We start from the raw sequence: 21,250 nt of genomic DNA on the forward strand, positions 1-21,250 counted from the left end.
GCCTTGCCGGCGCTAGCATGGTGTCCCTCGTCCCAATCTGGAGACCTCCCATGTTCAAATTCCATCGTATGCTGCCGGCGCTGCTGCCGGCTGTGCTGCTCTGCGCCGCCGGCAACACCTTCGCGGCCGCGCCGCGTTACAGCGTCACCGTGATGGACAGCAGGCCCTACGCCAGCACCGTTACCGCGATTAACAATGCTGGCGTGGTGGTCGGTTTCTTGCTAGCGCCGGACCGAGAAGGGCGCAGTGCCTTTACCTGGAGCGCGGGGCTGCGCACCATGCTGCCGGCGCCGATGCGCGATGCCCGCGGCATCAGCAGCTTGGGCCACGTGGTCGGCAGCACCGCAATCGACCTGATCGACGACGGCAGGGTAACGATTAATGTCGGCGTGCTGTATTTCCAAGGCGCGATGACGACGTTGCCTTCCCCGTTTTCTCCCCAGTACGATGTGTCGGGCTGGTACAGCTATGTTTCGCCGGTTGGCGTCAACAGCGCCGGCACCGTGGTCGCGAACCAGGAAACCAATGGCGCCGGCGGTGCCTATATGGACCGCAACGGCACGACAACGATATTGCCGTTTGGCTACGCGTCCGCCATTAATGAGGCGGGCCAGGTCGCTGGCGTCGGGCGGACAGACGGCGGCCTCTGGCACGCCATGCTATTTGCCAACGGCCAGGCTTTGGATCTGGGCGCGCTGCCGACCGATCTCGACGGCAACAGTTCGGCTCACGACGTGAACGACGCGGGCACGGTGGTCGGCTCGTCGGACCGCGGCTTCGGCAACCAGGCCAGCGACTACCATTCCTTTATTTACCAGGATGGCGTGATGCGGGCACTGGGTAGTCTGACGATGAATAATTCGGCCAGGGCGATCAATAACAACGGCGACGTCGTGGGCGAAAACTGGACCGATTTCACCGAGCAGGGCAAGCATGCTTATCTGTACCAGGACGGCGTGCAGTACGACCTGGACACGCTGCTGGCCGGCGGCGGCGATTGGCGCATCACTGAAGTGCGTGACATCAACGACAGTGGCCAGATTGTGGGCCTCGCCTGCCGCGACGGTGTGGGCTGCTACGCGGCACTGCTTTCCCCGGTGCCGGAACCGGCGACCTACGGCATGCTGCTGGCGGGCTTGGCCGTGGTGGCTGCGGGCCGGCGCATCAAGCGCGCCTGAGCCGCGCCGAACGGCAGCGCTTGGCGGGGCGGATTGGCTAACTCTTCATGCTGGGCTGCACCCCAGCATACCGCGCGCCTGCGGCGCAATGTTCACACATTGTCACACGATAAAATAAAAAGCGGCCTCAGCCGTGCGCGGCCGCGCCGGCGCTAGCATGGGTATCCCTGGAACTACACTGGAGACGCTCCATGCTCAAATCTAGCCATTTGCTGCCCTTGCTGCTGTTGGGTTCGCTTCTATACGCTGCCGGCAGTGCTTGCGCCGCTGCGCCGCGCTACAGCGTCACCGTGCTGGACAGCATGCCCAACGGCAGCGCCGTGTCTTCGATTAACAACGCCGGCGTGGTGGCCGGCTCGCTGTCCAGCGCGGACAACGAGGGACGCCATGCCTTCATCTGGAGTGCGGGCCTGCGCACCATGCTGCCGGCGCCGATGCGCCACACCAGCGGCATCAGCCAGCTGGGCCACGTCATTGGCAGCACCGGCATCGATATGCAGGATGGCGGCATGGTGATGGTCAACGCGGGCATGCTGTATTCCCAGGGCGCGATGACGGGGGTGCCGACCGCGTTTTCGCCTCAATATGGCGCATCCGGCTGGTACAGCTATGTCACGCCGACCGGCGTCAACAGCGCCGGCACCATGGCCGTCAACCAGGACACCAATGGCGCCAGCGGCGCGTATATCGCCAGCAACGGCGTCACGACGATACTCCCCATCAGCTACGCCGCCGCCATCAACGAGGCGGGCCAGGTGGCGGGAAACGGGTCGGATGGCGCGGCCCCCTTGCACGCCATGCTGGTTTCAAAAGGACAGGCGCTCGACCTGGGCGCCTTGCCGACCGATCTGTATGCCACCAGCTCGGCGTCCGACCTGAACGACGCCGGCACGGTGGTCGGCTCGTCGGCGTACGGTTTCGGTGCGCAGGCCAACTATCATTCTTTCATCTACCAGAATGGCGTGATGCAGGCGCTGGGCAGCTTGACGGTGCGCAATTCGGCGCAAGCGATCAACAACAACGGCGACGTGGTCGGCAATTTTTCGACCGATGCCAGCGCGCAAGGTTCGCACGCCTATCTGTACCAGGATGGTGTGCAATATGACCTCGACACGCTGCTGGCCGGCGGCGGCAACTGGCGCATTTCCGGCGTGAGCGACATCAACGACGGCGGCCAGATCGTGGGCCGCGCCTGCCGCGACGGCGTGGGCTGCTTCGCCGCGCTGCTGTCGCCGGTGCCGGAACCGGCCACCTACGGCATGCTGCTGGCGGGCTTGGCCGTGGTGGCGGCGGGCCGCCGCATCAACCGGGCCTGACCCTCGCCCAACCCTCGCCAGACGCGTGGCGCCTAGAGCGCGTCCAGCCGCGCCGGCAGCTCGCGCAGGAATGCTTCCTTGGCGCGCAGGCCGCCCGCGGCCGCTTCCTGCTTCCGGTCCAGCACCAGGCGGGCGAACACAAGCTTGCGCTGGCCCTTTTGCGCCCAGCCCACATACCAGCCGTACTGGTTCAGTTTGTCGTCCCTGCCGTTGGGCAGCACCGGCGAGGCGGTGCCGGTTTTGCCGTGCACTTCCCAACCGTTGGCCAGGGTCTCGGGGAGCATGATGCGGGTGGTCATGTCATAGGCTTTCGCGCTGAGCGCAAGCTCGCGGTTGACCACCTTCCTCAGGAAGGCAACCTGCTCGACGGGGGATATCTTGAGACTGGAGCTGATCCAGGAATAGCTCAGGCCGTTGTCCTTGCCGGCGTCGCCTGACAGGTCCCGGTTGCCATAGCCGAAGTCGCGGACATAGCCCGCGAAACGCCTTGCGCCTAGCCGGGCCGTGACCTGCTGGGCATACCAGATGACTGAATTCTTGATCCAGCTGCTGGGGTCGGTCGCCGCGCGCCAGGACGGGTAGTAGGCGGGGTAGCCCGGCTTGAACGGCAGCACGGGCGTATGTTCGTCGGCCAGGATGGCGCTGTCGTAGCCCATCAGGGCGACCGCGATATTGAAAGTCGACGCCGGCGTGACGCGCTCGTCGCACTGTCCCTCGTGCACCAGGCGCGCGCCGCTGGCGGCGTCGACCAGTTCCGTGCAGCTGAGCGTAGCTTGCGCTGCGGGCGCCGACGCCGCCGAGCCGGATGCCGGGGCCGGAAGCGGCATGGCCGGCTCCGCAAGCGGCGGTTGCGGCTGCGGCAGGGCTTCGGCCGATGCCTCGCCGTGCCATGCGAGCGCCGGCTGGAATGCCAGGCTGGCAGCGAACACGCCCGCCAGGCCAGCGATGGCGGCGCAGCGCGCCAACAGGCCGCGCGGCGCGGCGGCCGGGTCGCGGATCAGTGCGATCCGCGCCGCCAGCGTATTCGCGCTGACGCCGCCGAAAGCGAGCGCCGTGTTCGGCGTGCCGCGCTGCAGTCTCAGCTGCGCCACCAGCGCCGCCGCGTAGGCTTTCCGCTGGCCCTGCGGACGGCTGCGCAGCACGTCGCGGTCGCAACCGAGCTCCTGCGCCCAGGACAGCCTGGCGCGCAGCAAACGCATGAAGGGATTGAACCAGAGCAAAGTCTGGAGCAGGATGCCCGCGCTCATCCACTGCAGGTCGCGCCGCCGCAGATGCGTGAGTTCATGCGCGATGATCAATTGCTGCTGCGCCGCCTCGAAGCTGCGCAGGTGCAAGGGCAGCAGCAGGCGCGGCCGGAACAGGCCGAACAGCATGGGGGAAATCGGCGCGTCCACTTCGGTGACGGCGGGCGCCGGACCCGGCGCCGGCGTTCCGGAAAAGCCGGCGTGCCGGCTCAGCGCATGCACGCGGCTGCCGGCGGCCGCCAGTCCGTTCAAGCTCCTGCGCGCCTGCCCCAGGCGGAGCAGCGCACAGGCCAGGCCGAGCGCATAGGTCAGCAGCCAGGCGTAGGCGCCATAGGAAAGCCAATCGGTATCGGCCACTTCCACATCGGGAGCCTTGGCGGCAAGCCCGCCGGAGGCCGTGGGGAGTTGCGCAAGCGGGGCGGCAGGACGGGTCTCCGAAGCGTTCTGCAGGTCGATGGGCGGCACCAGGCGCAGCCGCTCGCTGTGCGGTAACAGGATGACCAGGAAGGCCGCCAGCACGGTGACCTGGCCCAGCAGCCACATCGAGCGTTGCAGGGCGACGCCGGGCAGATAGCGGCGGCACAGCGCCGTCAATGCCCACACACCCAGCCCTGCGGCCAGACAGCCGCCGCTAGCCAGCAGGAAGCGGAGCGCGAACTGCTCTAGCGGTGTCATTCGGCTTCGCCCTGGTCGGCGGGCCAGTCGTGCAACATCCGCTCCAACTGCGCCAGTTCGTTTTCATCGACGAGCTTGCTGCCGGTGAACATATTGACCGGCAAGGGCGCGTCCATCTCCATGACGCGCTTGCCGAAGTCGTGCGCGAATGCGGCCAGGGTGCCGACTTTCTCCAGCGCTGCCTCGTACACCTGCACGCCGTGGCGCACCGACAGCCGCACCGAACCCTTGTCCAGCATGCGTTCCAGTGTCTTGCGCGTCGACGAAAAGGACCAACCGAGCTCCTCCTCGACCTGGTCATGGATTTCGCGCGCGCTGAGCGGTTGCTGTCGCCATAAGGCTTTCAGTACGGAGAGTTCGGAGATCGAGGGGATGGCCATGGGGTGCTTTCTGCGTGCGACATTTGTCACCAAATGATAACATGTTGACAGATATGTGACATATGTCGCAATATGGCGAAATTGGCCGCGCCGGCCACTCCACTGACAAAGGAAGCTGATGCAAACGAATAAGAGACTGAACGACAAACGCCGCAAGCTGCTGGGCGCAGCCGCCCTCAGCCCTTTCCTGGCCAGCCTGAACGCTTTCGCGGCGGACGCGCCGGACCCGGTGTTCGCTGCGCTTGAGAAAGAGATGGGAGGCCGCCTGGGCGTGTCCGCCATCAATCTGGCGACCGGCAAGCGCACCGGGCACCGTAGCGGCGAGCGCTTTCCGATGTGCAGCACCTTCAAGACCATCGTGGCAGCGGCCATCCTGCAGCGCAGCGCCGGCGATCCGACGCTGCTGAAACGGCGCATCCAGTACACGGCAAAGGACATGGTCCCGCACGCACCGGTCACCGAACCGAATATCGCCAAGGGCATGACGGTGGAGGAATTGTGCGCCGCCATGATGCAGTACAGCGACAACCCCGCAGCCAACCTGCTGATGAAATTGCTGGGCGGGCCGGAAGCGGTGACGGCGTATGCACGCAGCATAGGCGATACGGAGTTCCGGCTGGACCGCTGGGAGATTGAACTGAACAGCGCCATCCCCGGCGACCCTCGCGACACTACCACGCCGCTGGCGATGATGCGCAGCCTGCAGGCCCTGGTGCTGGGCGACGCGCTGAGCGCGCCGCAAAGGCAGCTGCTCAAGGATTGGCTGCTGGGAAATACGACCGGCGGCAAGATGATACGGGCCGGCACGCCGGCCGGCTGGCTGGTGGGCGACAAGACCGGCGGCGGCGCTTACGGCGCGCGTAACGACATCGGCGTGATCTGGCCGGTGGGCAAGGACCCGCTGGTGATCTCGGTCTATACCGCGCACGACAGCAAAGACGCCAAGTACCGCGAAGACATCATCGCACGCGCCACGGCATGCGCGATCGCCATCCTGGCCACGGCCACTGCGGCCTAGCCCTTGCCGGATACCGGGCCGGCGGGACCGGATGGGCTTGTCAACGCGGGCGGGGCGGGATACATTGCTTGTTCCGCCATGACCTTGGAAGCCCAATGAGCCGTCCAGTACTTGAAGAATCCCGCCTCCATCCCGCCATCCGCGCCAAGATCGCAGGTAATTACGCGGACACATTGAACGAAGTGCAGGCCGCCGTCGCCGCCAACAAGGTGGTGGTGGTCGGCATGGCGATGAATCCGTTTCCGCGCAAGGCCAGACGCATCCTCGACGGGCTGGGCACGCCGTACGCCTACCTTGAATACGGCAGCTACCTGAGCGAATGGCGCCGCCGCACCGCGATCAAGATGTGGAGCGGCTGGCCGACCTTGCCGATGGTGTTCGTCAACGGCACCCTGGTCGGCGGCGCGCAGGAATTGCAGAAGCTGGTGGACCAGGGCGAATTTACGGCGCTGGTGGCGCCCAAGCTGGTGTGAGCCTGCTGGCGCACCCGCTGCGCCTGGGGCCCGGCGCCGACTTGCGCGCGGCGATAGAGACGGCCGTCGCGGAGGCTTGCGCCGCCATGGCGACGGCCGGCGGTGCAGCCGGCGAGGTAGCCCGGGGCGAGGCCCGCAATGCCCCTGATGGCAGAGAGGCTGGCAGGCGCTGGGGCGCTTTTGTATTGCAGGGCATCGGCAGCCTGAGCGTGGCACAGCTGCGCTTCGCCGGCATGCCGCACGCTACCGAACTGCGCGGCGACCTCGAAATTCTCACGCTGGCCGGCTCGGTGGCGCCGGACGGCGCCCACCTGCATATCTCGGTGGCGGATGCGGAGGGGCAGGTGACCGGCGGCCATGTTCTGGCCGGCTGCATCGTGCGCACCACGGCCGAACTGATGCTGGCCCTGCTGCCCGGCCACGCCTTCAGCCGCGAGACGGATCCCGCGTCCGGCTACCAAGAACTGGTGGTGCGTACGCTGGGGTGATGCCGGCGACGGTCAGCCGACGTTGGGGATCAAGGCCAGCAGGTCCGTCACGCCCACGTCCGCGCCCGCTTGCGACAGCAGGGTCGACACCTGGCCGCGATGATGGGTCTGGTGGTTGAAGAAGTGCATCAGCAGTCCGAACAGCGGCTTGTCCAGCGCCTCTCCGTTCATGCGCTCGTAATGCACCACCAGGTCCAGGTCGGCTTCGTGTAATTCCTCGGCCCAGGCCGTGATCACAGCGTCCAGCCACGCGCGGTGCGCCGCCATCGGCTGCAAGGCCGTGAACAGCTGCGCGTCCAGCCGCGCCGGCTGCTCCAGCTTGCGCACCGGCTCCAGCGCCGGGAACCGGGCGGGATGCGCCGCGAAGCGCTTCAGCCACACCGTATCGGCTACCACCAAATGGTTCAGCGTCCCCAACACCGACCCGAAGAACGCGCCCCGGTCGCGCGCCAGCTCGTCGGCCGGCAGCCCTGCGGCAGCGTCATATACCTTCTTGTTCATCCAGCTGTTATAGGACGACATTAATCGGACGTGGCTGATTCGGCTCATTTCTGCTTCCTGGACGTTGGATAGGGACGGGGCGGACGCAGCGGATCGAGCAGGCTGCGCAGGTCGTTGTGGTCGAGCTCGTACATCAGGGCGAGCAGGGCGCCCAGCTGGCCGCTGGGGAAGCCTTCGCGCGCGAACCAGCCCAGGTAGTGGCCCGGCAGGTCGGCCAGTACGCGGCCCTTGTATTTGCCATAAGGCATTTCAAATCGCACCAGCTGCGCCAGTGCGTCGGAGTTCATGGTCATAGGTGCTATTGCTGCGTTCGAATCAAATATCTTCTGCCGGGCGGCATATTTTCTGAAATAAAAAATTCCCCGATACTGCGTGACATCCACTTTACAGGAGTATGTCATGCCTCGCCTTGCTGGCGCTGACCATCAGCGCGTTTGCCCTTCATCGCCCAGCACTTCGGTTGGCGCGCGACTTTCCTGGCCGTGTCCGTGGCATGTCCACTCAACAAAAAATGCATGAATGCAGGCCCGACCCCACTGCTGGGGTCAGGCCTGCATTCATGCATTTTCAAACAAGCTCATCTGCCCGAGAGCTAGCAGCTGCCCCGTTTTTATCGCTGGGGCCTGGCCTGCGTTCGTGCGGTATTGCGGCCCTTTGGGGCAGCCCATGCGCTAAAGGCGCACGTTTGCGGGCCTGACCCCAGCATCTGACCCCAGCATTACTGACCTCAGCATTAATCATCTGACCCGAAATCAGGACTTCCAGTAAATGGCATCCAGGCTGCCAGGGCCGAAGTATTTTTCGTATTCCTGGGCCGCGTAGGAATCCATCATGCCGGAGATGTAGTCGATCACCAGGCGCTCGCGGCTGTCGTTGAGGCAGCGCAGTTCGGGCGGCAGCAGGATGTTGTCCTTGTTGTAGCGCTTGTCGGTCAGCACTTCGAACAGGCCGCGGATGATCTTTTCGCCGCGCTTTTCGTACAGCTGCACGTCCTTCTTGCGCAGGATGGCTTTCCACAGCAGGCTTTTCAGCCCCTTCGCCAGCAAGCCCATCGCCTGGTAGTCCAGCATGCCGCCGACCACGCTCAGGTCGCGGCACAAGGTGTGCACGATCTCCGACGTCAGCTCCTTGCGCAGCACGATGGAGTATTCCTCGGACGAGGCTTGCTGTTCGCATTTGAGCGCCTCGTTGTGGGCGCGGTCGGCGATCGCCGAGAACAGCGGGTGGGCGGCCGCGTAGTCCTGGCTGATCTTGAATTCATGCGCGATCTCGCCCACGGTGATGATGCCGAAGCTGAGCGCGTCCTCCACGTCGTGCGCCGCGTAGGCAATCTCGTCGGACAAATCCATGATCTGCGCGTCGATGCTCTTGCGCGCCGTGATGCCGTGCCTGGCCAGCTCGCCGGTCAGGAAGGCGTGGTCGTCGTCGTACAGGAATTTGCGCGGGTTCTCGCTGCGCGTGTGGAAGTATTTGGTGATGCCGAACAGGGTGCGCACCGTCAGGTTCAGGCCGGCGTAGCCGTAGTGGCGCTTTTCCAGCGTGCGCAGGATGCGGAAGGCTTGCGCATTGCCTTCGAAGCCGCCGTGCTCGGCGCACAGCGAATCCAGGATCTTCTCGCCGTAATGGCCGAAAGGCGGATTGCCGATGTCGTGCGCCAGCGCGCAGGTCTCGGACACCACGCAGCGCTCCAGCCCCATGTCGGCCGCGATCGAGCGGGCGATCTGCGCCACTTCCAGGCTGTGCGTCAGGCGGTTGCGGTTGGACTGGTTGGCGTCCACGCCGAGCAGCTGCATCTTGCCTTGCAGGCGGCGGAAGGAACCGGCGTACAGCACCCGCGCATAGTCGCGCATGGCGTCTTCGCGGCCGTCGCTGCGGCCATCCTGCTGCGGGTGGACGCGGTATTCCAGCGGCCGCACCAGGGCTTCCTGTTGCTGGGCGAAGGCGATAGTTTCTGCTGAGTACATGCGATAACTTCCGATGACGAGTTGGCGAAAATCCAGGGCAATTCTAGACCAGCACGCGCGGGATCGGGTGTATATTGCAGCCGAAATGTTTCTGAATCGGAATGCCCATGTCCTCAGCCATCCTGTTTTTCGTGGTCCTCGTCTATTTTGCCTTGCTGCTGGGCGTGGCATGGCTGACCTCGCGCAACGCCAACAATGACAGCTTTTTCATCGGCAACAAAAACAGCAACTGGATGCTGGTCGCGTTCGGCATGGTGGGCACCACCCTGAGCGGCGTCACCTTCATCAGCGTGCCGGGCGCGGTGGGGCGCGACGGCTTCGGCTACCTGCAGATCGTGCTCGGCTACACCTTGGGCTATATCGCCGTGGCCTATGTGCTGCTGCCGCTGTATTACCGTTTGCAACTGACCTCGATCTACCATTACCTCGACGTGCGCCTGGGCCGCCGGGCCTACCAGAGCGGCGCCGCTTTCTTCATCGTGTCGCGCACGCTGGGCGCCACGGCGCGGCTCTATCTGGTGGTCAGCATCCTGCAGGCCACCATCCTGGACAGCCTGGGCGTGCCGTTCTGGGCCACCAACCTGGTGATCCTGCTGATGATATTGCTCTACACCTATGAAGGCGGCGTGAAAACCATCGTCTGGACCGACACGCTGCAAACCACGGGCATGCTGCTCGGCCTGGTAAGCTGCGTGACATGGCTGATGCACAGCATGGACCTGGGTTTTCTCGACAGCCTTGCGCAAATGGACGCGCACGGCTTGGCCAGGGTCTTGACGTTGGACATGGACAGCCCCGCCTACTTCTGGAAGCAAGTGCTGGCCGGCATGTTCATTACCATCGCGATGACAGGCATGGACCAGGAAATGATGCAGAAGAATATCTCGGTGAGCACGGTGGGCAACGCGCAGAAGAACATGGTCACGCTGACCCTGATCCTGATCGGCGTGCTGTCGCTGTTCCTCTACCTGGGCGGCCTGCTGCACCTGTATGCACCGGCGGCGGGCGTGGCGGCGGCCGGGGACAAGTTGTTCCCGGCGGTGGTGATGGGCCACATGCCGGGCGTGATCCAGCTGATATTCTTCATCGCGCTGGTGTCGGCGCTGTTTCCCAGCGCGGACGGGGCCATCACCGCGCTGACGTCGTCGTTCTGCATCGACATCCTGGGCTTGCAGCGCAGGCCGGCTTTGAGCGAGCGGCAGCGCACCAGCTGGCGCCACCGCGTGCACCTGGGCTTTTGCGCGCTATTCCTGCTGCTGGTGATGCTGTTCAAGTGGCTGGACAGCGCCAGCATGATAGGGGTGATTTTGAAGCTGGCCGGCTACACCTACGGCCCGCTGCTCGGCCTGTTCGCCTTCGGCATCCTGACACGGCGCGGCGTGCTGGACCGCTGGGTGCCGCTGGCGGTGCTGGCCGGACCGCTGCTGTGCTGGCTGCTTGACCGATATCAAGAGTTGCTGTTTGGCAGCTACCGGCTGGGACTGGAGCTGCTTATCATCAACGGCTTGCTGGTGATGGGCGGCCTGTTCCTGATTTCCGTGCCGCAGCGGGAAGGCGTAAAAGCGTTAGCATGAAGGCAGGATATCGCTTACAGTGTTGTCAGATTTAAATTATTTCAAGGAGTATCGATGTCACGATCCATTTTTTCCCGCATCGGCAGTGGTTTCGCCTTTGCCTGGCGCGCGCTGGACTTCGGCCGCCGCGCCGTACTGAACTTGCTGTTCCTGATCCTGCTGATCGTGATTGCGGTAGCCATCTTCGGCGGCGGCGCCAAGCCGCTGGGCGCCAAGACCATGCTGGTGCTGGACTTGAAGGGCGAGCTGGTGGAGCAGGGCAGCGCCGGCGTGCGCGAAGCCATCAAGGCCAATGTGATGGGCGGCGAAGTGCGCCGCACCGTGCAGCTGCGCGACGTGCGCAACGTGCTGGACGCGGCCGCCAAGGATCCGCAGATCGCCGGCGCCGTGCTGCTGCTGGACGAGCTGGAAGGCGGCGGCCAGGCCAGCCTGCGCGAAGTGGCGGGCGCGGTCGAGCGCTTCAAGGCCAGCGGCAAGAAAGTGGTGGCCTGGGGCGCGAGCTATAGCCAGCGCCAGTACATGGTGGCCTCGCATGCCAATGAAATCTATATGCACCCGATGGGCGCCTTGATGCTGGAAGGCTTCGGCCGCCATCGCAACTACTACCGCGACGCGCTCGACAAGGTCGGCGTGACGGTCAATCTGCTGAAGGTGGGCACCTACAAGAGCTTCGCCGAGCCCTTCATCGCCAACGGCCCGTCGCAGGCGGCCACCGAGGCCGATGCTTACCTGAACAACGCGCTGTGGAACAGCTATACCGCCGAGGTGGAAAAGGCGCGCAAGCTGCAGGATGGCCAGATCATGAAAATCATCAATGGGCTGCCCGAGCTGATGGACGCGGCCAAGGGCGACATCGCCAAGGTGACGCTGGACGCCAAGCTGGTGGACGGCCTGAAAACCCGCGACGAAATCCGCCAGATGATGATACAGCGCGGCGAGAAGGATGCGCTGGGCAAGAGCTTCCGCCAGGTGGCCTTTGACGACTACCTGTCGCGCGTGCGTCCGAAAATGCTGGGCGACGCCGTGGGCGTGGTGATGGCCGTGGGCGAGATCAGCGACGGCATGGCGCCGGCCGGCTCCATCGGCGGCCAGTCGACGTCCAACCTGATCCGCATGGCGCGCGAGGACAGCAGCATCAAAGCCATCGTCCTGCGCGTCAATTCGCCGGGCGGCAGCGCTTTCGGTTCCGAGCTGATCCGCCGCGAGCTGGAACTGACCCGCGCCGCCGGCAAGCCGGTGGTGGTGTCGATGGGCGACGTGGCTGCCTCGGGCGGCTACTGGATCTCCATGGCGGCGGACGAAGTGATCGCCGAGCCGAATACGATCACCGGTTCGATCGGCGTGTTCGCGCTGGTGCCGCGCGCCGACAAGGTGATCGACAAGCTGGGCATCCACACGGCCGGTGTGACGACCACGTGGCTGGGCGACGCGGCCAATCCGCTGCGCCCGCTCGATCCGCGCCTCGGCCAGGTCATCCAGGGCAACATCAACCATATTTATTCGGACTTCACCAGCAAGGCGGCAGCGGCGCGCAAGACCACGCAGGAAAAAATCAACGAGGTCGCGCAAGGCCGGGTATGGACCGGCACCCAGGCCAAGGAGCGTGGCCTGGTGGACCGCGTCGGCAGCTACGGCGACGCGTTGAAGTCGGCCGCCGAGCGCGCCAAGCTGGGCAGCGACTACCGCGTCGCTTACATCGAGCGCGAAGTCTCCAAGTTCGACCGCGTGGTTGAATTCTTCGGCGGTTCGGCTGCCCAGGCGGTGATGCCGTACGTGAAAGCGAGCCTGGCGCCGACTGGCCTGCCTTTGGGCGCGGCCACCGAGGTGGCGCATGAGTTGAACTGGCTGTCCGAACTGGCCGACAAGCGCAAGCCCTTCACGGCAGTGACGCATTGCCTGTGCGAGTCGCCTTGATGCAGTCGTCCGTTCAAACCTTGTCGCTGCAGCCGCTGACGCTGGCGCAGCTGGGTGAGCTTGCTGCGTCGCGCGTCCCGTCCAGCATGGCCGGACGTGTCGAACAGGGTTCCTTGCCGCCGGCTTTCGTGGCGCAGCGCGCCCTGGACCGCATCGCCGAAGGCCGCTCCGAATTCTGGTGCGCCACCTTTATTATCGTGCGCGACGATGGCCAGATCATCGGCGGCTGCGGCTTCAAAGGCGCGCCGGAAAATGGCCGCGTTGAAATCGCCTACGGCATCGCGCCCATGTACCGCCGCCAGGGTGCAGCTGCGGCGGCGGTTGGGGCTTTGCTGGAACGGGCCTACGCCAACGGGGTGCAAGTCGTCGTTGCCGGAATTCTTCCCGAAAACGCCGCCTCCATCGCTGTGGTCCGCAAGCTCGGCTTCCAGGCTGCTGGCACCCGCGTGGATGAAGACGGCGACGTCGTCGGCATCTGGCTGGCGCATCCGGGCTGAACCCGGGGGCCCGGGCCCCGCTTCTTACATCGACGCCGCGTTGCCGTTGGACGCGGCGTTTCCTTTTGCGGAACCGTTGCCGTCGATCGAGCCGCCGGCGTTTGCCGAAGGCTGCCCGTTGACGCTGCCCGCAGCGCCTTTTGCGCCGTTCGCCATGCCTTTGGCGCCATGGACGGCGCCGTGCGCCGAACCCCTGGCGGCGCCGGAGGCGTTTGCCGCGCTGGACTGCGCATAGGCGCGCGTCGATTCGGCCTGGCTCTTTGCGCCATCGCGCAGCGGTGCCGCCGTGCCGCGCGCGCCTTGTACCGCGCTGCCGGCGAGTTGGCGGCTGGCGCTGCCGTCCGCGCCTAGCGTAAGCTGCGCGCTGCCGGCGCCACTGCCGCTGCCGCTACCCGTGGCATTGCTGCCGCTACCGATGCCGCTACCGCTACCGCTACCGTTGCCGCCACCCGTGGCATTGCTGCCGCTAACGACGCTGCCGCCGTTCCCTGCAGCATTGCCGCCGCTGACGATGCCGTTGCCCGGGGCATTGCTGCCGCCAACATTGCCATTGCCATTGCCATTGCCATTGCCATTGCCATTTCCGCCGCTACCCTTGCCGTTCCCGATCAGATTGCCGCTTCCGTCGGCTATGCCCGCGACTTTGCCGTTGCCGGCTCCTGCGCCGCTGCCTGCAAGCGCAGCCAGTGGGACCGCGCCAGCGCCCTGGGTCTTCGCTGGCGCTGCCGCCGGCGACGCGCTGGAAGCCGCTGCAGGCGATCCGGCGGCCGGGGCGGCCGGGGCGGCTGGCAGGGTTGGCATCGCCGATTGCGCCAGGTTGCCCGTCACCGAGCCTGCGCCGCTACCGGCGGCCTGCCCGTCGGCCGACGCGGATTTCGAGCCGAACAAGCTGCTGAAGAAGCCTGGTTTTTGGGCTGGCGCGGCACCGTCCGCGGCGGCGGCTGACGGGGCACCGGCGATGTTGCCGGCCAGGCTGCCGGAACCTGAGCCATTGCCGCCCGCTTGCCCGTCCAGAACCGCATTGCGGCCCGCCGCGCCACTGAGCACGCCGGCGGAACCGCTGCCGTTGCCGCTGGCCTCGCCGCCGGCCTTGCCCGCCGCCGAGCGCGGCTTGCGCAGTTCGTCGGTATTGATGGCGCTGGTGGCCGAGCGGGTGGAGTCGAGCATGGAGCCGCGGCTGGTGATCGGGCCCATGCCGCCCATGCCGCCCATCTGGCCGCCGATATTGCCCGCACCGCCCATCATGCCGCCGACCGCGCCGCCACGGCCCAGCAATTGGGCCTGCGCCGAGCACGCCATGCCGATGGACAGAGCGATGACCAGTTGTTTTGCGATGATGATGTTTTTCATGGTGTTTCTCCTTGTCAGCGCCGCAGACTATCTGCAGCTTTGAAAGGAAAACGTACGGGCTCAGCCGTTTAATCCATCGTCTTGAAAATATTTTTCAAATTTATCGAAACCCCGCTGGATCGACCCGGTAGGACGCGCCTAGCACGCCGTGGCCGGTCTCGTTTGAGACCGTGCCCGGCGCCACGCCGGATGCCTGCCTGGCCAGCGCGGCGAGCGCCTGTCTGGCACTGTCAGGCGCTGGCTGCGGCAGCGCGTCGGCCAGCAAGGCGGCCACGATGGGCGCGGCGAACGAGGTGCCGCGCACCACGCGGTAGGGCGGCGTGCCGATGGCGGCGCTCACCATCTGGCTGCCGGGCGCGGCGAACATCACCTGCGGCCCGCGCGCGGCCTCGGGCAGGGGGCGTCCCTGCTTGTCCACGCCGCTCACGCCGACCACGCCGGGGTAGCTGGCCGGGTACAGCGGTGGCGCGGCAGGCCCGTCGTTGCCGACCGCCGCCACCAGCAGATGCCCGCGCTTGACCATGCCGGCCACTACCCGCTCGAGGATCTGGTTGGGCGGCCCGACCAGGCTCAGATTGATGACCGCCACCTGTTCGCGTGCCAGCCATCCCAGGGCGTCGGCGATGCGCGCGGCCGAACCGCCGGTGCCGCTGTCGCAGTAAATGTCGGCCGCGTACAACCTGGCGTGCGGCGCCACACCTCGGAAACGCTCCGAGCGTCCCACCATCAGCCCGGCCACCGCCGTGCCGTGCGCGTTGGGGTGGGCTGCGCCTTCGCAGCCCCAGGGCACGATGGCCGATTCCCGGAATACATCATGACCGCGCTCGACGCCGCCGTCGATCAAGCCCACCTTGGCGGTGCCCGGCTTGGCCTGCGCCGGCGCGTTTTTGCCGGCGGCCGGCGCAGCCTGACTTTGCGGCGGCTGGAGGTGCCGGGTGGCTTCGCTGGCATCGCCGTCGATGCCGCTGCCGGTATAGATATGGTTGAAGTCGTACGAGCCGTCGGGATCGAGCGCCCGCAATTGCTCCAGTGCCGCAGCCGTGTCCTTGTTACCGGGCACGCCCAGCACGGTCATGGTCTCGCCGGCGCCGACGTCGCGCTCGCCGAGCACCGCCAGTCCGGCAGCTTTGGCTGCGGCCAAGCCTCGCGCGCTGGGCGACCATGCCAGCAGTTCCCGCCGCACGACGGGTTCGCCGCGCGGATCCGGCTCCAGCACGTCGCGGTGGCGTTTCAGCAGGGCGCCGATCTGGTCCAGGCGCAGGGAGCGCAGCTCGCCGATGTCGCTGCGGTCCAGCAGGCGGCGGCCGGAATCGCGCAACAGGCCGCTGTTCAGCGGATCCAGGCGATCCACCTGCGGAAGTTGCGGAATTTGCAATTGCGGCAGGCGCAACTGGGCATGCGCGCTCCCGGCGCACAGTGCAAGCAGAAAAAGGAGTGTTCTGATGGGCATGGTTTTCGGATGATAGTATAAGAAATCGAACTTTCTGACGGGTAAACGAACGGGACAGGGATTAAAATCCATCTCCGCATCGTTTACCAGCTATCCATGACTGCAAACGCACCGACCATCAATACCGAAATTGCCGCCTTGCTGCCGCGCCTGCGCCGGTTCGCCCGCACCGTCACGTACAACCGGGAGGACGCCGACGACCTGGTACAGATCGCAGTCGAGCGGGCATTGAACCGCAGCGCGCAGTGGGAGGCGGGGACCAGGCTGGACAGCTGGATCTTCAGGATCATGAAAAATGCCTGGATCGACGAGGTGAGGGCGCGCATGCGGCGCGACACCGTGTTCGCGCCGGAGGAGGCGGGCGAGCATGTGGGCGACGGTTTTGCCGAGGCGCAGCAGCAGCGCATGGCGATCCAGAAGGCGGTCAGCCTGCTGTCCGACGAACACCGCATCGTCATCGCGCTGGTGCTGGTCGACGGCCTGCCGTACAAGGAGGCAGCCGAAGTGCTGGACATCCCGATGGGTACCCTGACCAGCCGGTTGAACCGCGCCCGCGCGGCGTTGCAAGAAACATTATCCGATCAAGCGAGGACCGCAACATGAGCTTTTCCGATGAAACCCTGATGGCCTATGCCGACGGCGAACTGGACGAACCGGCGCGCAGCGAGGTGGAAAGCGCCGTCGCCGGCGATCCGGCGCTGGCCGCGCGCGTGGCGCGGCACCAGGCCTTGCGGATGGACGTTTTCGCCGCGTTCGCGCCCATCGCCGACGAGGCTGTGCCGCCTGCGCTGCTGGCCGCCGCCATGCCGGGCAAGGTGAGCGACCTGGGTGCGGCGCGCGCCGCCCGCGACGGGGCACGCCGCCGCTGGGCGTGGCAGGAGTGGGGCGCGATCGCGGCGTCGCTGTCGGTAGGCGTGCTGGTGGGGAGCCTGGTGCTTGGCGGCGCCGGCGGGGGCGCGGGCGCCGGCGCTGCCGGCAAAGATGGCGTGGCGGGTGCATCCGCCGGCGCGGGCGGAGATCAGCTCGCCGCCGTGCGCGCCTCCAATGGGGCCTTGCTGGCGCAGGGCCCGCTGGCCGACGCACTGAGCAATCAACTGGCCAGTGCGGGTGCCGCTGCGGCAGGCGGGCCCGCTGCGCTGGCTGGCATCCAGATCGGCGTCACCTTCGCGTCCACGGATGGTTCACTGTGCCGCAGCTTCACGGCGGGCGAGGCGGCCGGGCTGGCATGCCGCAGCGGTGAACAATGGAAGCTGGCCGTGCTGGCCGAGGCTGCAAAAGCCGCGTCCGGCGACTACCAGCAAGCGGGCAGCGCGATGCCGGCCGCTGTACTGGAGGCCATCGACGCCCGTATCGCTGGCCAGGCGATGGACGCGAAGGCGGAGCAGGCGGCACGGCAGCGCCGCTGGCGGCCTTGAGCGGCGCGCCTCGCATTATGCGGCGCGCCTCACCTTAAGCGGTACGCCTCAGCCGCTGGCCAGCGGCAGGGTGACGATGAAGGCGCTGCGTCCGTTGTGGAGGTTGGCGCAGCGCGCCTCGCCGCCGTGGCGCTGGGCGATCTGGCGCACCAGCGCCAGGCCCAGGCCTGAACCCACGCTGTCGCGCGCATTGCTGCTGCGGTAGAAGGGCTCGAACACTTTGTCGTATTCGGCAGGCAGGATGCCGGGTCCTGCGTCCTGCACCACGATCTCGGCCTTGGCGTCGCTCCCGGCGCCGCTGCGGCGCAGTTTCACGCTGGTGGGCGGTACGCCGTGGCGGCGCGCGTTCTCCAGCAGGTTGCGCAACAGGCGGCGCAGCAGGCGGGCGTCGCCGCGCACGATCAGCGATTCGCCATCCAGGTCGGCCTCGTCGTAGCGCGCGCACTCTTCGGCCGCCAAGGCCAGCAAGTCCACTTCCTCGTCCTCCGTTTTCTCGCCCACCGAATCCAGGCGGCTGGCCAGCAGGATTTCGTCGATCAGCTGATCCAGTTCGGCGATGTCCTGCTCCAGTCCCGCGCGGCGCTTGGGTTCCACGTTGTCCTTGCTCAGTTCCAGCGCCAGGCGGATGCGCGCCAGCGGCGTGCGCAACTCGTGCGAGGCGTTGGCCAGCAGCGACTTGTGGGCGTTCACCAGCGCCTCGATCTGGTCGGCGGAGCGGTTGAAGCTGGCCGCCAGGCCCGCCACTTCGTCGCTGCCTTCCACTTTCACGCGCGCCGACAGATTGCCCGCGCCCAGGGATTCCACGCCTTTCTGCAGATGCTCGAGGCGCCGCGTCACGCGCCGCACCACGGGATAGGCGCCGAGCGCGATGATGATGGCAAGCCCGATCAGCATCGTGTGCAGCCGCATGCGCGACGGCGCCTGCTGGCGCAAGGGTGTGGTGGACAGGATGTGGCGGCCGTCGTCGAGCCGCATATGGAAGCGGCGCGGGCGCAGCGGTCCGTCGTCGTCGCGCGCTTCGGCGCTGCGCGGGCCGCGTTCACTGCGCTCACCGCGTCCCATATGCTCACGCATCATGCGCTCATGCATCATGCGCCGGTCCGGGCGTTCCAGTGGCTCGCCGACGTAGGCCAGGCGCTGCCAGTCCTGGCTGAACAGGGTAATGTCGGCGCGCAGGCCCTTGGTCAATCGTTCCAATGCGGCTTGCTGCTGGGCGGCGGGGGCGTCGGCAGCGGGCAGGGCGTTGCGCAGCACGGTGCCGAGTGTGCGCTCCGGCAGCTCGATCGGCTCGCCGGCGTAGTGCCACAGCAGGCCCACGGCCAGGGTCATCAACGCCAAGCTGGCCAGCAGCGCGGCGTAGAACCGGAAATACAAACGCGGCATCAGTCCTGGTCCTTGGCGAACAGGTAGCCGGCGCCGCGCACGGTGATGATGCGGCGCGGATGTTTGGGATCGTCCTCCACGGCCGCGCGGATGCGCGACATGTGCACGTCGATGGAACGGTCGAAGGCTTCGCCCTGGCCGTTGCTGGTGGCGTCCATCAGCGCTTCGCGCGAGAGCACGCGGCCCGCGTTCCGCGCCAGCATCAGCAGCACGTCGAACTGGCAGGCGGTCAGTTCGCAAGCCTTGCCATCGAGCCGCGCGGCATAGGCGCCCGGCTCGATCTCCAGCCGGCCGAAGCGCAATACCTCGTGCGCCGCGCGTTGCGCCTCGCCGCCCCGGCGCAGCACGGCGCGCAGGCGCGCCAGCAGCTCGCGCGGCTCGAAGGGCTTGGGCAGGTAGTCGTCGGCGCCCAGTTCGAGGCCGATGATGCGGTCGATGGCGTCGCCGCGCGCGGTCAGCATCACCACCGGCACGTTGGAATGGGCGCGCAACTGGCGGCACACTTCCAGGCCGTCCATGTCCGGCAGCATCAGGTCGAGGATCACGGCGTCGGCGTGGCTGGCGGCCAGCCAGGCCAGCGCCGGCTTTGCGCGGCCGTGGGCGGTGACCGCGAAACCGGCTTTGGACAGGTATTCGGACAGCATCTCGCTTAGCCGCGGATCGTCTTCAATAATCAGGATATGTTCGCTCATGCCCCATTTTACGGAGCCGGGGACCGGCCGGCCTGAATTTTTTGTAGCGGCTTTGTATCGGAGCGCCGCGCCTTGTAACGAGCGCCTTTTTCGCCCGCGCGGGCCGTGGCCAAAGGGGCGCTTGCTTTCATCTTGGAAACCCTCAACTGGTCAGGCCGCCGTGGGCGCGTCGAGTGCGGGGCGGAATGTAACAAAGCGACATCCTGGCCAAATTGGGCTGTGCTAGAGTCGGTTTCATCAAAGAACAAGGGAAAACCGCGATGAAACCGTCCGCTTCGAACGCCAACACCACTCCGAGGCGCAGCCGCCGCGCGCAGATCATCGGCGGCGTGCTTGCCGTCGCGGCCATGGCCGGCCTGGGTGGCCTGGCATGGCATTTGACGCATCCGGCGGCCGGGCAGGGGGGCGCTGCGGGCGTGCCGGGAGCCGCTCCGGGCAGCGCCGGCGGCCCTGGCGGCCCAGGCGGTGGGGGGCGGCGTGGCGGCGGGGCCACCACGGTGGGCGTGGCAACGGCCGAAGTGGCTGACATCCCGGTGGTGCTGGACGCGCTGGGCACCGTGACGGCGGCGGCCACCACCACGGTGCGGCCGCAGGTCTCCGGTATTCTGCAGAAAGTGCTGTTCAAGGAAGGGCAGATGGTCAAGGCGGGCCAGGTGCTGGCGCAGATCGATCCGCGCCAGTTCGAGTTTTCGCTGATGCAGGCCAGCGGCCAGCGCCTGCGGGACGAGGCGCAGTTGGAAAACGCGAAGCTGACGCTGCAGCGCTACCGCACCTTGCTGTCGCAGGACTCCATCGCGCGCCAGGACGTGGACACGCAAGCGGCCCAGGTCAAGCAACTGGAAGGCACGGTGATGACCGACCGCGCCAACGAGGGCACCGCGCGCCTGAACCTGGGCTACACCAAGGTGGCGGCGCCGATCAGCGGGCGGGTTGGCTTGCGGGTGGTCGACATCGGCAACCTGGTGAGTTCGGGCGACGCCAACGGCATCGCCGTCATCACGCAGCTCTCGCCTATCGATGTCGAATTCTCGGTGCCGCAGGACCAGGGGCCGCTGGTGATGGAGGGTGTCAACGCCGGCGCGCCGCTGACCGCCGTGGCGCTGGACCGCACCCGCGCCGTCACGCTGGACACCGGCCGCTTCTCGGCGCTGGACAACCAGGTCGACACCCAGACCGGCACCATCAAGGCCAAGGCGCGCTTCGCAAACGCAAAAAATGCATTGTTCCCGAGCCAGTTCGTCAATGTGCGGCTGGAGCTGCGCACCATCAAGGACGCCGTCATGGTGCCGGTGACCGCGCTGCGGCATGGCAGCAAGGGCGATTTCGTCTATGTGCTCAATAGCGACAAGACGGTCAGCACCCGCCCCGTCACGCGCGGCCAGTCGACGGTGGACAAGGTTGAGATCCGCACCGGCCTGAAAGCGGGCGAGCAAGTGATTACCGAAGGTGCGGACCGCCTGAAAGACGGCGCGCGCGTGACGCTGCCGGGCGACAAACCGGGTGCAGGCGGCGGTGGCGGCGGCCGTCGCGGCAATCGCGGCGGGCAAGGCGGAGCAGGTGCCGGTGCTGCTGCTGCAGGCACGGATGCTGCACCTGCGGCCGGTCAGCCTGTCGCGGCAGGCACTGCCGAGGGTACGCCATCGGGCGGACGCCGCCAGCGCGACAGGGCGGGCGCTGCTCCGGCGGCTTCCGCGCCAGCCGCTTCCGCGCCAGTGCCGGGAGCGCGGTGATGCGCGGC

The 21,250-nt window shown here is 66.7% G+C and carries 20 protein-coding genes and 1 pseudogene; 11 read left to right on the forward strand and 10 right to left on the reverse strand.

Annotation, left to right across the window (positions count from 1 at the left end; genetic code table 11):
• Positions 1-50: 50 nt before the first annotated feature.
• A complete protein-coding gene (locus ACSQ8Y_RS03430; protein ID WP_436265060.1) occupies positions 51-1,178 on the forward strand; it encodes a PEP-CTERM sorting domain-containing protein in 1,128 nt (375 codons plus the stop codon).
• Positions 1,179-1,369: 191 nt separating this feature from the next.
• A complete protein-coding gene (locus tag ACSQ8Y_RS03435; protein WP_436265061.1) occupies positions 1,370-2,494 on the forward strand; it encodes a PEP-CTERM sorting domain-containing protein in 1,125 nt (374 codons plus the stop codon).
• Between the two features lie 32 nt (positions 2,495-2,526).
• On the opposite strand, the gene blaOXA is transcribed toward ACSQ8Y_RS03435, so the two are convergent.
• From blaOXA to ACSQ8Y_RS03450, 3 genes and pseudogenes are all read right to left on the reverse strand, one after another.
• Entirely contained in the window at positions 2,527-3,321 is a 795-nt protein-coding gene (gene blaOXA / locus ACSQ8Y_RS03440) for a class D beta-lactamase (RefSeq protein WP_436269742.1), read from the reverse strand.
• Positions 3,322-3,552: 231 nt separating this feature from the next.
• Positions 3,553-4,413: pseudogene (locus tag ACSQ8Y_RS03445) on the reverse strand (M56 family metallopeptidase); the annotation flags it as partial.
• On the reverse strand, positions 4,410-4,793 hold the full coding sequence (locus tag ACSQ8Y_RS03450; protein ID WP_436265062.1) for a BlaI/MecI/CopY family transcriptional regulator: 384 nt from the start codon (positions 4,791-4,793) through the stop codon (positions 4,410-4,412). The gene ACSQ8Y_RS03450 and the pseudogene ACSQ8Y_RS03445, both read right to left, overlap by 4 nt.
• Positions 4,794-4,911: 118 nt before the next feature.
• Here ACSQ8Y_RS03450 and bla point away from each other — a divergent pair, with 118 nt between their 5' ends.
• From bla to ACSQ8Y_RS03465, 3 genes are all read left to right on the forward strand, one after another.
• Complete coding sequence (bla, locus tag ACSQ8Y_RS03455) at positions 4,912-5,811, forward strand: class A beta-lactamase (RefSeq protein ID WP_436265063.1); 900 nt, start codon at positions 4,912-4,914, stop codon at positions 5,809-5,811.
• Positions 5,812-5,906: 95 nt separating this feature from the next.
• On the forward strand, positions 5,907-6,284 hold the full coding sequence (locus ACSQ8Y_RS03460) for a glutaredoxin (protein WP_436265064.1): 378 nt from the start codon (positions 5,907-5,909) through the stop codon (positions 6,282-6,284).
• A 2-nt stretch (positions 6,285-6,286) separates the two neighbouring features.
• Positions 6,287-6,772, forward strand: coding sequence for a PPC domain-containing DNA-binding protein (locus tag ACSQ8Y_RS03465; protein WP_436269743.1), 486 nt, complete (start codon positions 6,287-6,289; stop codon positions 6,770-6,772).
• A 12-nt stretch (positions 6,773-6,784) separates the two neighbouring features.
• On the opposite strand, the gene ACSQ8Y_RS03470 is transcribed toward ACSQ8Y_RS03465, so the two are convergent.
• The 3 genes from ACSQ8Y_RS03470 to dgt form a co-directional block, all read right to left on the reverse strand.
• A complete protein-coding gene (locus ACSQ8Y_RS03470) occupies positions 6,785-7,321 on the reverse strand; it encodes a DinB family protein (RefSeq protein ID WP_436265065.1) in 537 nt (178 codons plus the stop codon).
• Positions 7,318-7,560: a DUF3820 family protein gene (locus ACSQ8Y_RS03475; protein WP_436269744.1), complete on the reverse strand. Its 243-nt coding sequence runs from the start codon at positions 7,558-7,560 to the stop codon at positions 7,318-7,320. Before ACSQ8Y_RS03475 ends, ACSQ8Y_RS03470 begins: the two co-directional genes overlap by 4 nt.
• A gap of 465 nt (positions 7,561-8,025) precedes the next feature.
• Entirely contained in the window at positions 8,026-9,237 is a 1,212-nt protein-coding gene (gene dgt / locus ACSQ8Y_RS03480; RefSeq protein ID WP_436265066.1) for a dGTP triphosphohydrolase, read from the reverse strand.
• A gap of 107 nt (positions 9,238-9,344) precedes the next feature.
• Between dgt and ACSQ8Y_RS03485 the strand changes: the two genes are divergently transcribed.
• The 3 genes from ACSQ8Y_RS03485 to ACSQ8Y_RS03495 are packed head-to-tail and all read left to right on the forward strand — an operon-like array spanning position 9,345 to position 13,222.
• The gene (locus ACSQ8Y_RS03485; protein ID WP_436265067.1) at positions 9,345-10,811 is read left to right on the forward strand and encodes a sodium:solute symporter; all 1,467 of its coding nucleotides are present in this window, start codon (positions 9,345-9,347) and stop codon (positions 10,809-10,811) included.
• Between the two features lie 54 nt (positions 10,812-10,865).
• The gene (gene sppA, locus ACSQ8Y_RS03490; protein WP_436265068.1) at positions 10,866-12,725 is read left to right on the forward strand and encodes a signal peptide peptidase SppA; all 1,860 of its coding nucleotides are present in this window, start codon (positions 10,866-10,868) and stop codon (positions 12,723-12,725) included.
• Entirely contained in the window at positions 12,725-13,222 is a 498-nt protein-coding gene (locus tag ACSQ8Y_RS03495; protein ID WP_436265069.1) for a GNAT family N-acetyltransferase, read from the forward strand. Before sppA ends, ACSQ8Y_RS03495 begins: the two co-directional genes overlap by 1 nt.
• Before the next feature lie 24 nt (positions 13,223-13,246).
• On the opposite strand, the gene ACSQ8Y_RS03500 is transcribed toward ACSQ8Y_RS03495, so the two are convergent.
• Complete coding sequence (locus ACSQ8Y_RS03500; protein ID WP_436265070.1) at positions 13,247-14,572, reverse strand: hypothetical protein; 1,326 nt, start codon at positions 14,570-14,572, stop codon at positions 13,247-13,249.
• A gap of 100 nt (positions 14,573-14,672) precedes the next feature.
• A complete protein-coding gene (locus ACSQ8Y_RS03505; RefSeq protein WP_436265071.1) occupies positions 14,673-15,923 on the reverse strand; it encodes a S8 family serine peptidase in 1,251 nt (416 codons plus the stop codon).
• Between the two features lie 195 nt (positions 15,924-16,118).
• Here ACSQ8Y_RS03505 and ACSQ8Y_RS03510 point away from each other — a divergent pair, with 195 nt between their 5' ends.
• Positions 16,119-16,625, forward strand: a complete 507-nt coding sequence (locus ACSQ8Y_RS03510; RefSeq protein ID WP_436265072.1) for an RNA polymerase sigma factor — start codon at positions 16,119-16,121, stop codon at positions 16,623-16,625.
• Positions 16,622-17,437 (forward strand): anti-sigma factor family protein, encoded by an 816-nt coding sequence (locus tag ACSQ8Y_RS03515; RefSeq protein ID WP_436265073.1) that lies wholly within the window; start codon positions 16,622-16,624, stop codon positions 17,435-17,437. Before ACSQ8Y_RS03510 ends, ACSQ8Y_RS03515 begins: the two co-directional genes overlap by 4 nt.
• Positions 17,438-17,485: 48 nt before the next feature.
• On the opposite strand, the gene ACSQ8Y_RS03520 is transcribed toward ACSQ8Y_RS03515, so the two are convergent.
• Both ACSQ8Y_RS03520 and ACSQ8Y_RS03525 read right to left on the reverse strand, forming a co-directional pair.
• Positions 17,486-18,820 carry a sensor histidine kinase gene (locus ACSQ8Y_RS03520; protein ID WP_436265074.1) on the reverse strand — a complete coding sequence of 445 codons (1,335 nt, stop codon included), beginning with the start codon at positions 18,818-18,820 and terminating at the stop codon, positions 17,486-17,488.
• Positions 18,820-19,512 (reverse strand): response regulator, encoded by a 693-nt coding sequence (locus tag ACSQ8Y_RS03525; protein ID WP_436265075.1) that lies wholly within the window; start codon positions 19,510-19,512, stop codon positions 18,820-18,822. The genes ACSQ8Y_RS03520 and ACSQ8Y_RS03525 overlap by 1 nt, the downstream gene beginning before the upstream one ends.
• A gap of 260 nt (positions 19,513-19,772) precedes the next feature.
• On the opposite strand from ACSQ8Y_RS03525, the gene ACSQ8Y_RS03530 reads away from it, so the two are divergent.
• Complete coding sequence (locus tag ACSQ8Y_RS03530) at positions 19,773-21,242, forward strand: efflux RND transporter periplasmic adaptor subunit (RefSeq protein WP_436265076.1); 1,470 nt, start codon at positions 19,773-19,775, stop codon at positions 21,240-21,242.
• Positions 21,243-21,250: the final 8 nt, after the last annotated feature.

It is taken from the genome of Pseudoduganella sp. LjRoot289 (genome assembly GCF_964252925.1).
GTDB lineage: Bacteria > Pseudomonadota > Gammaproteobacteria > Burkholderiales > Burkholderiaceae_D > Rugamonas.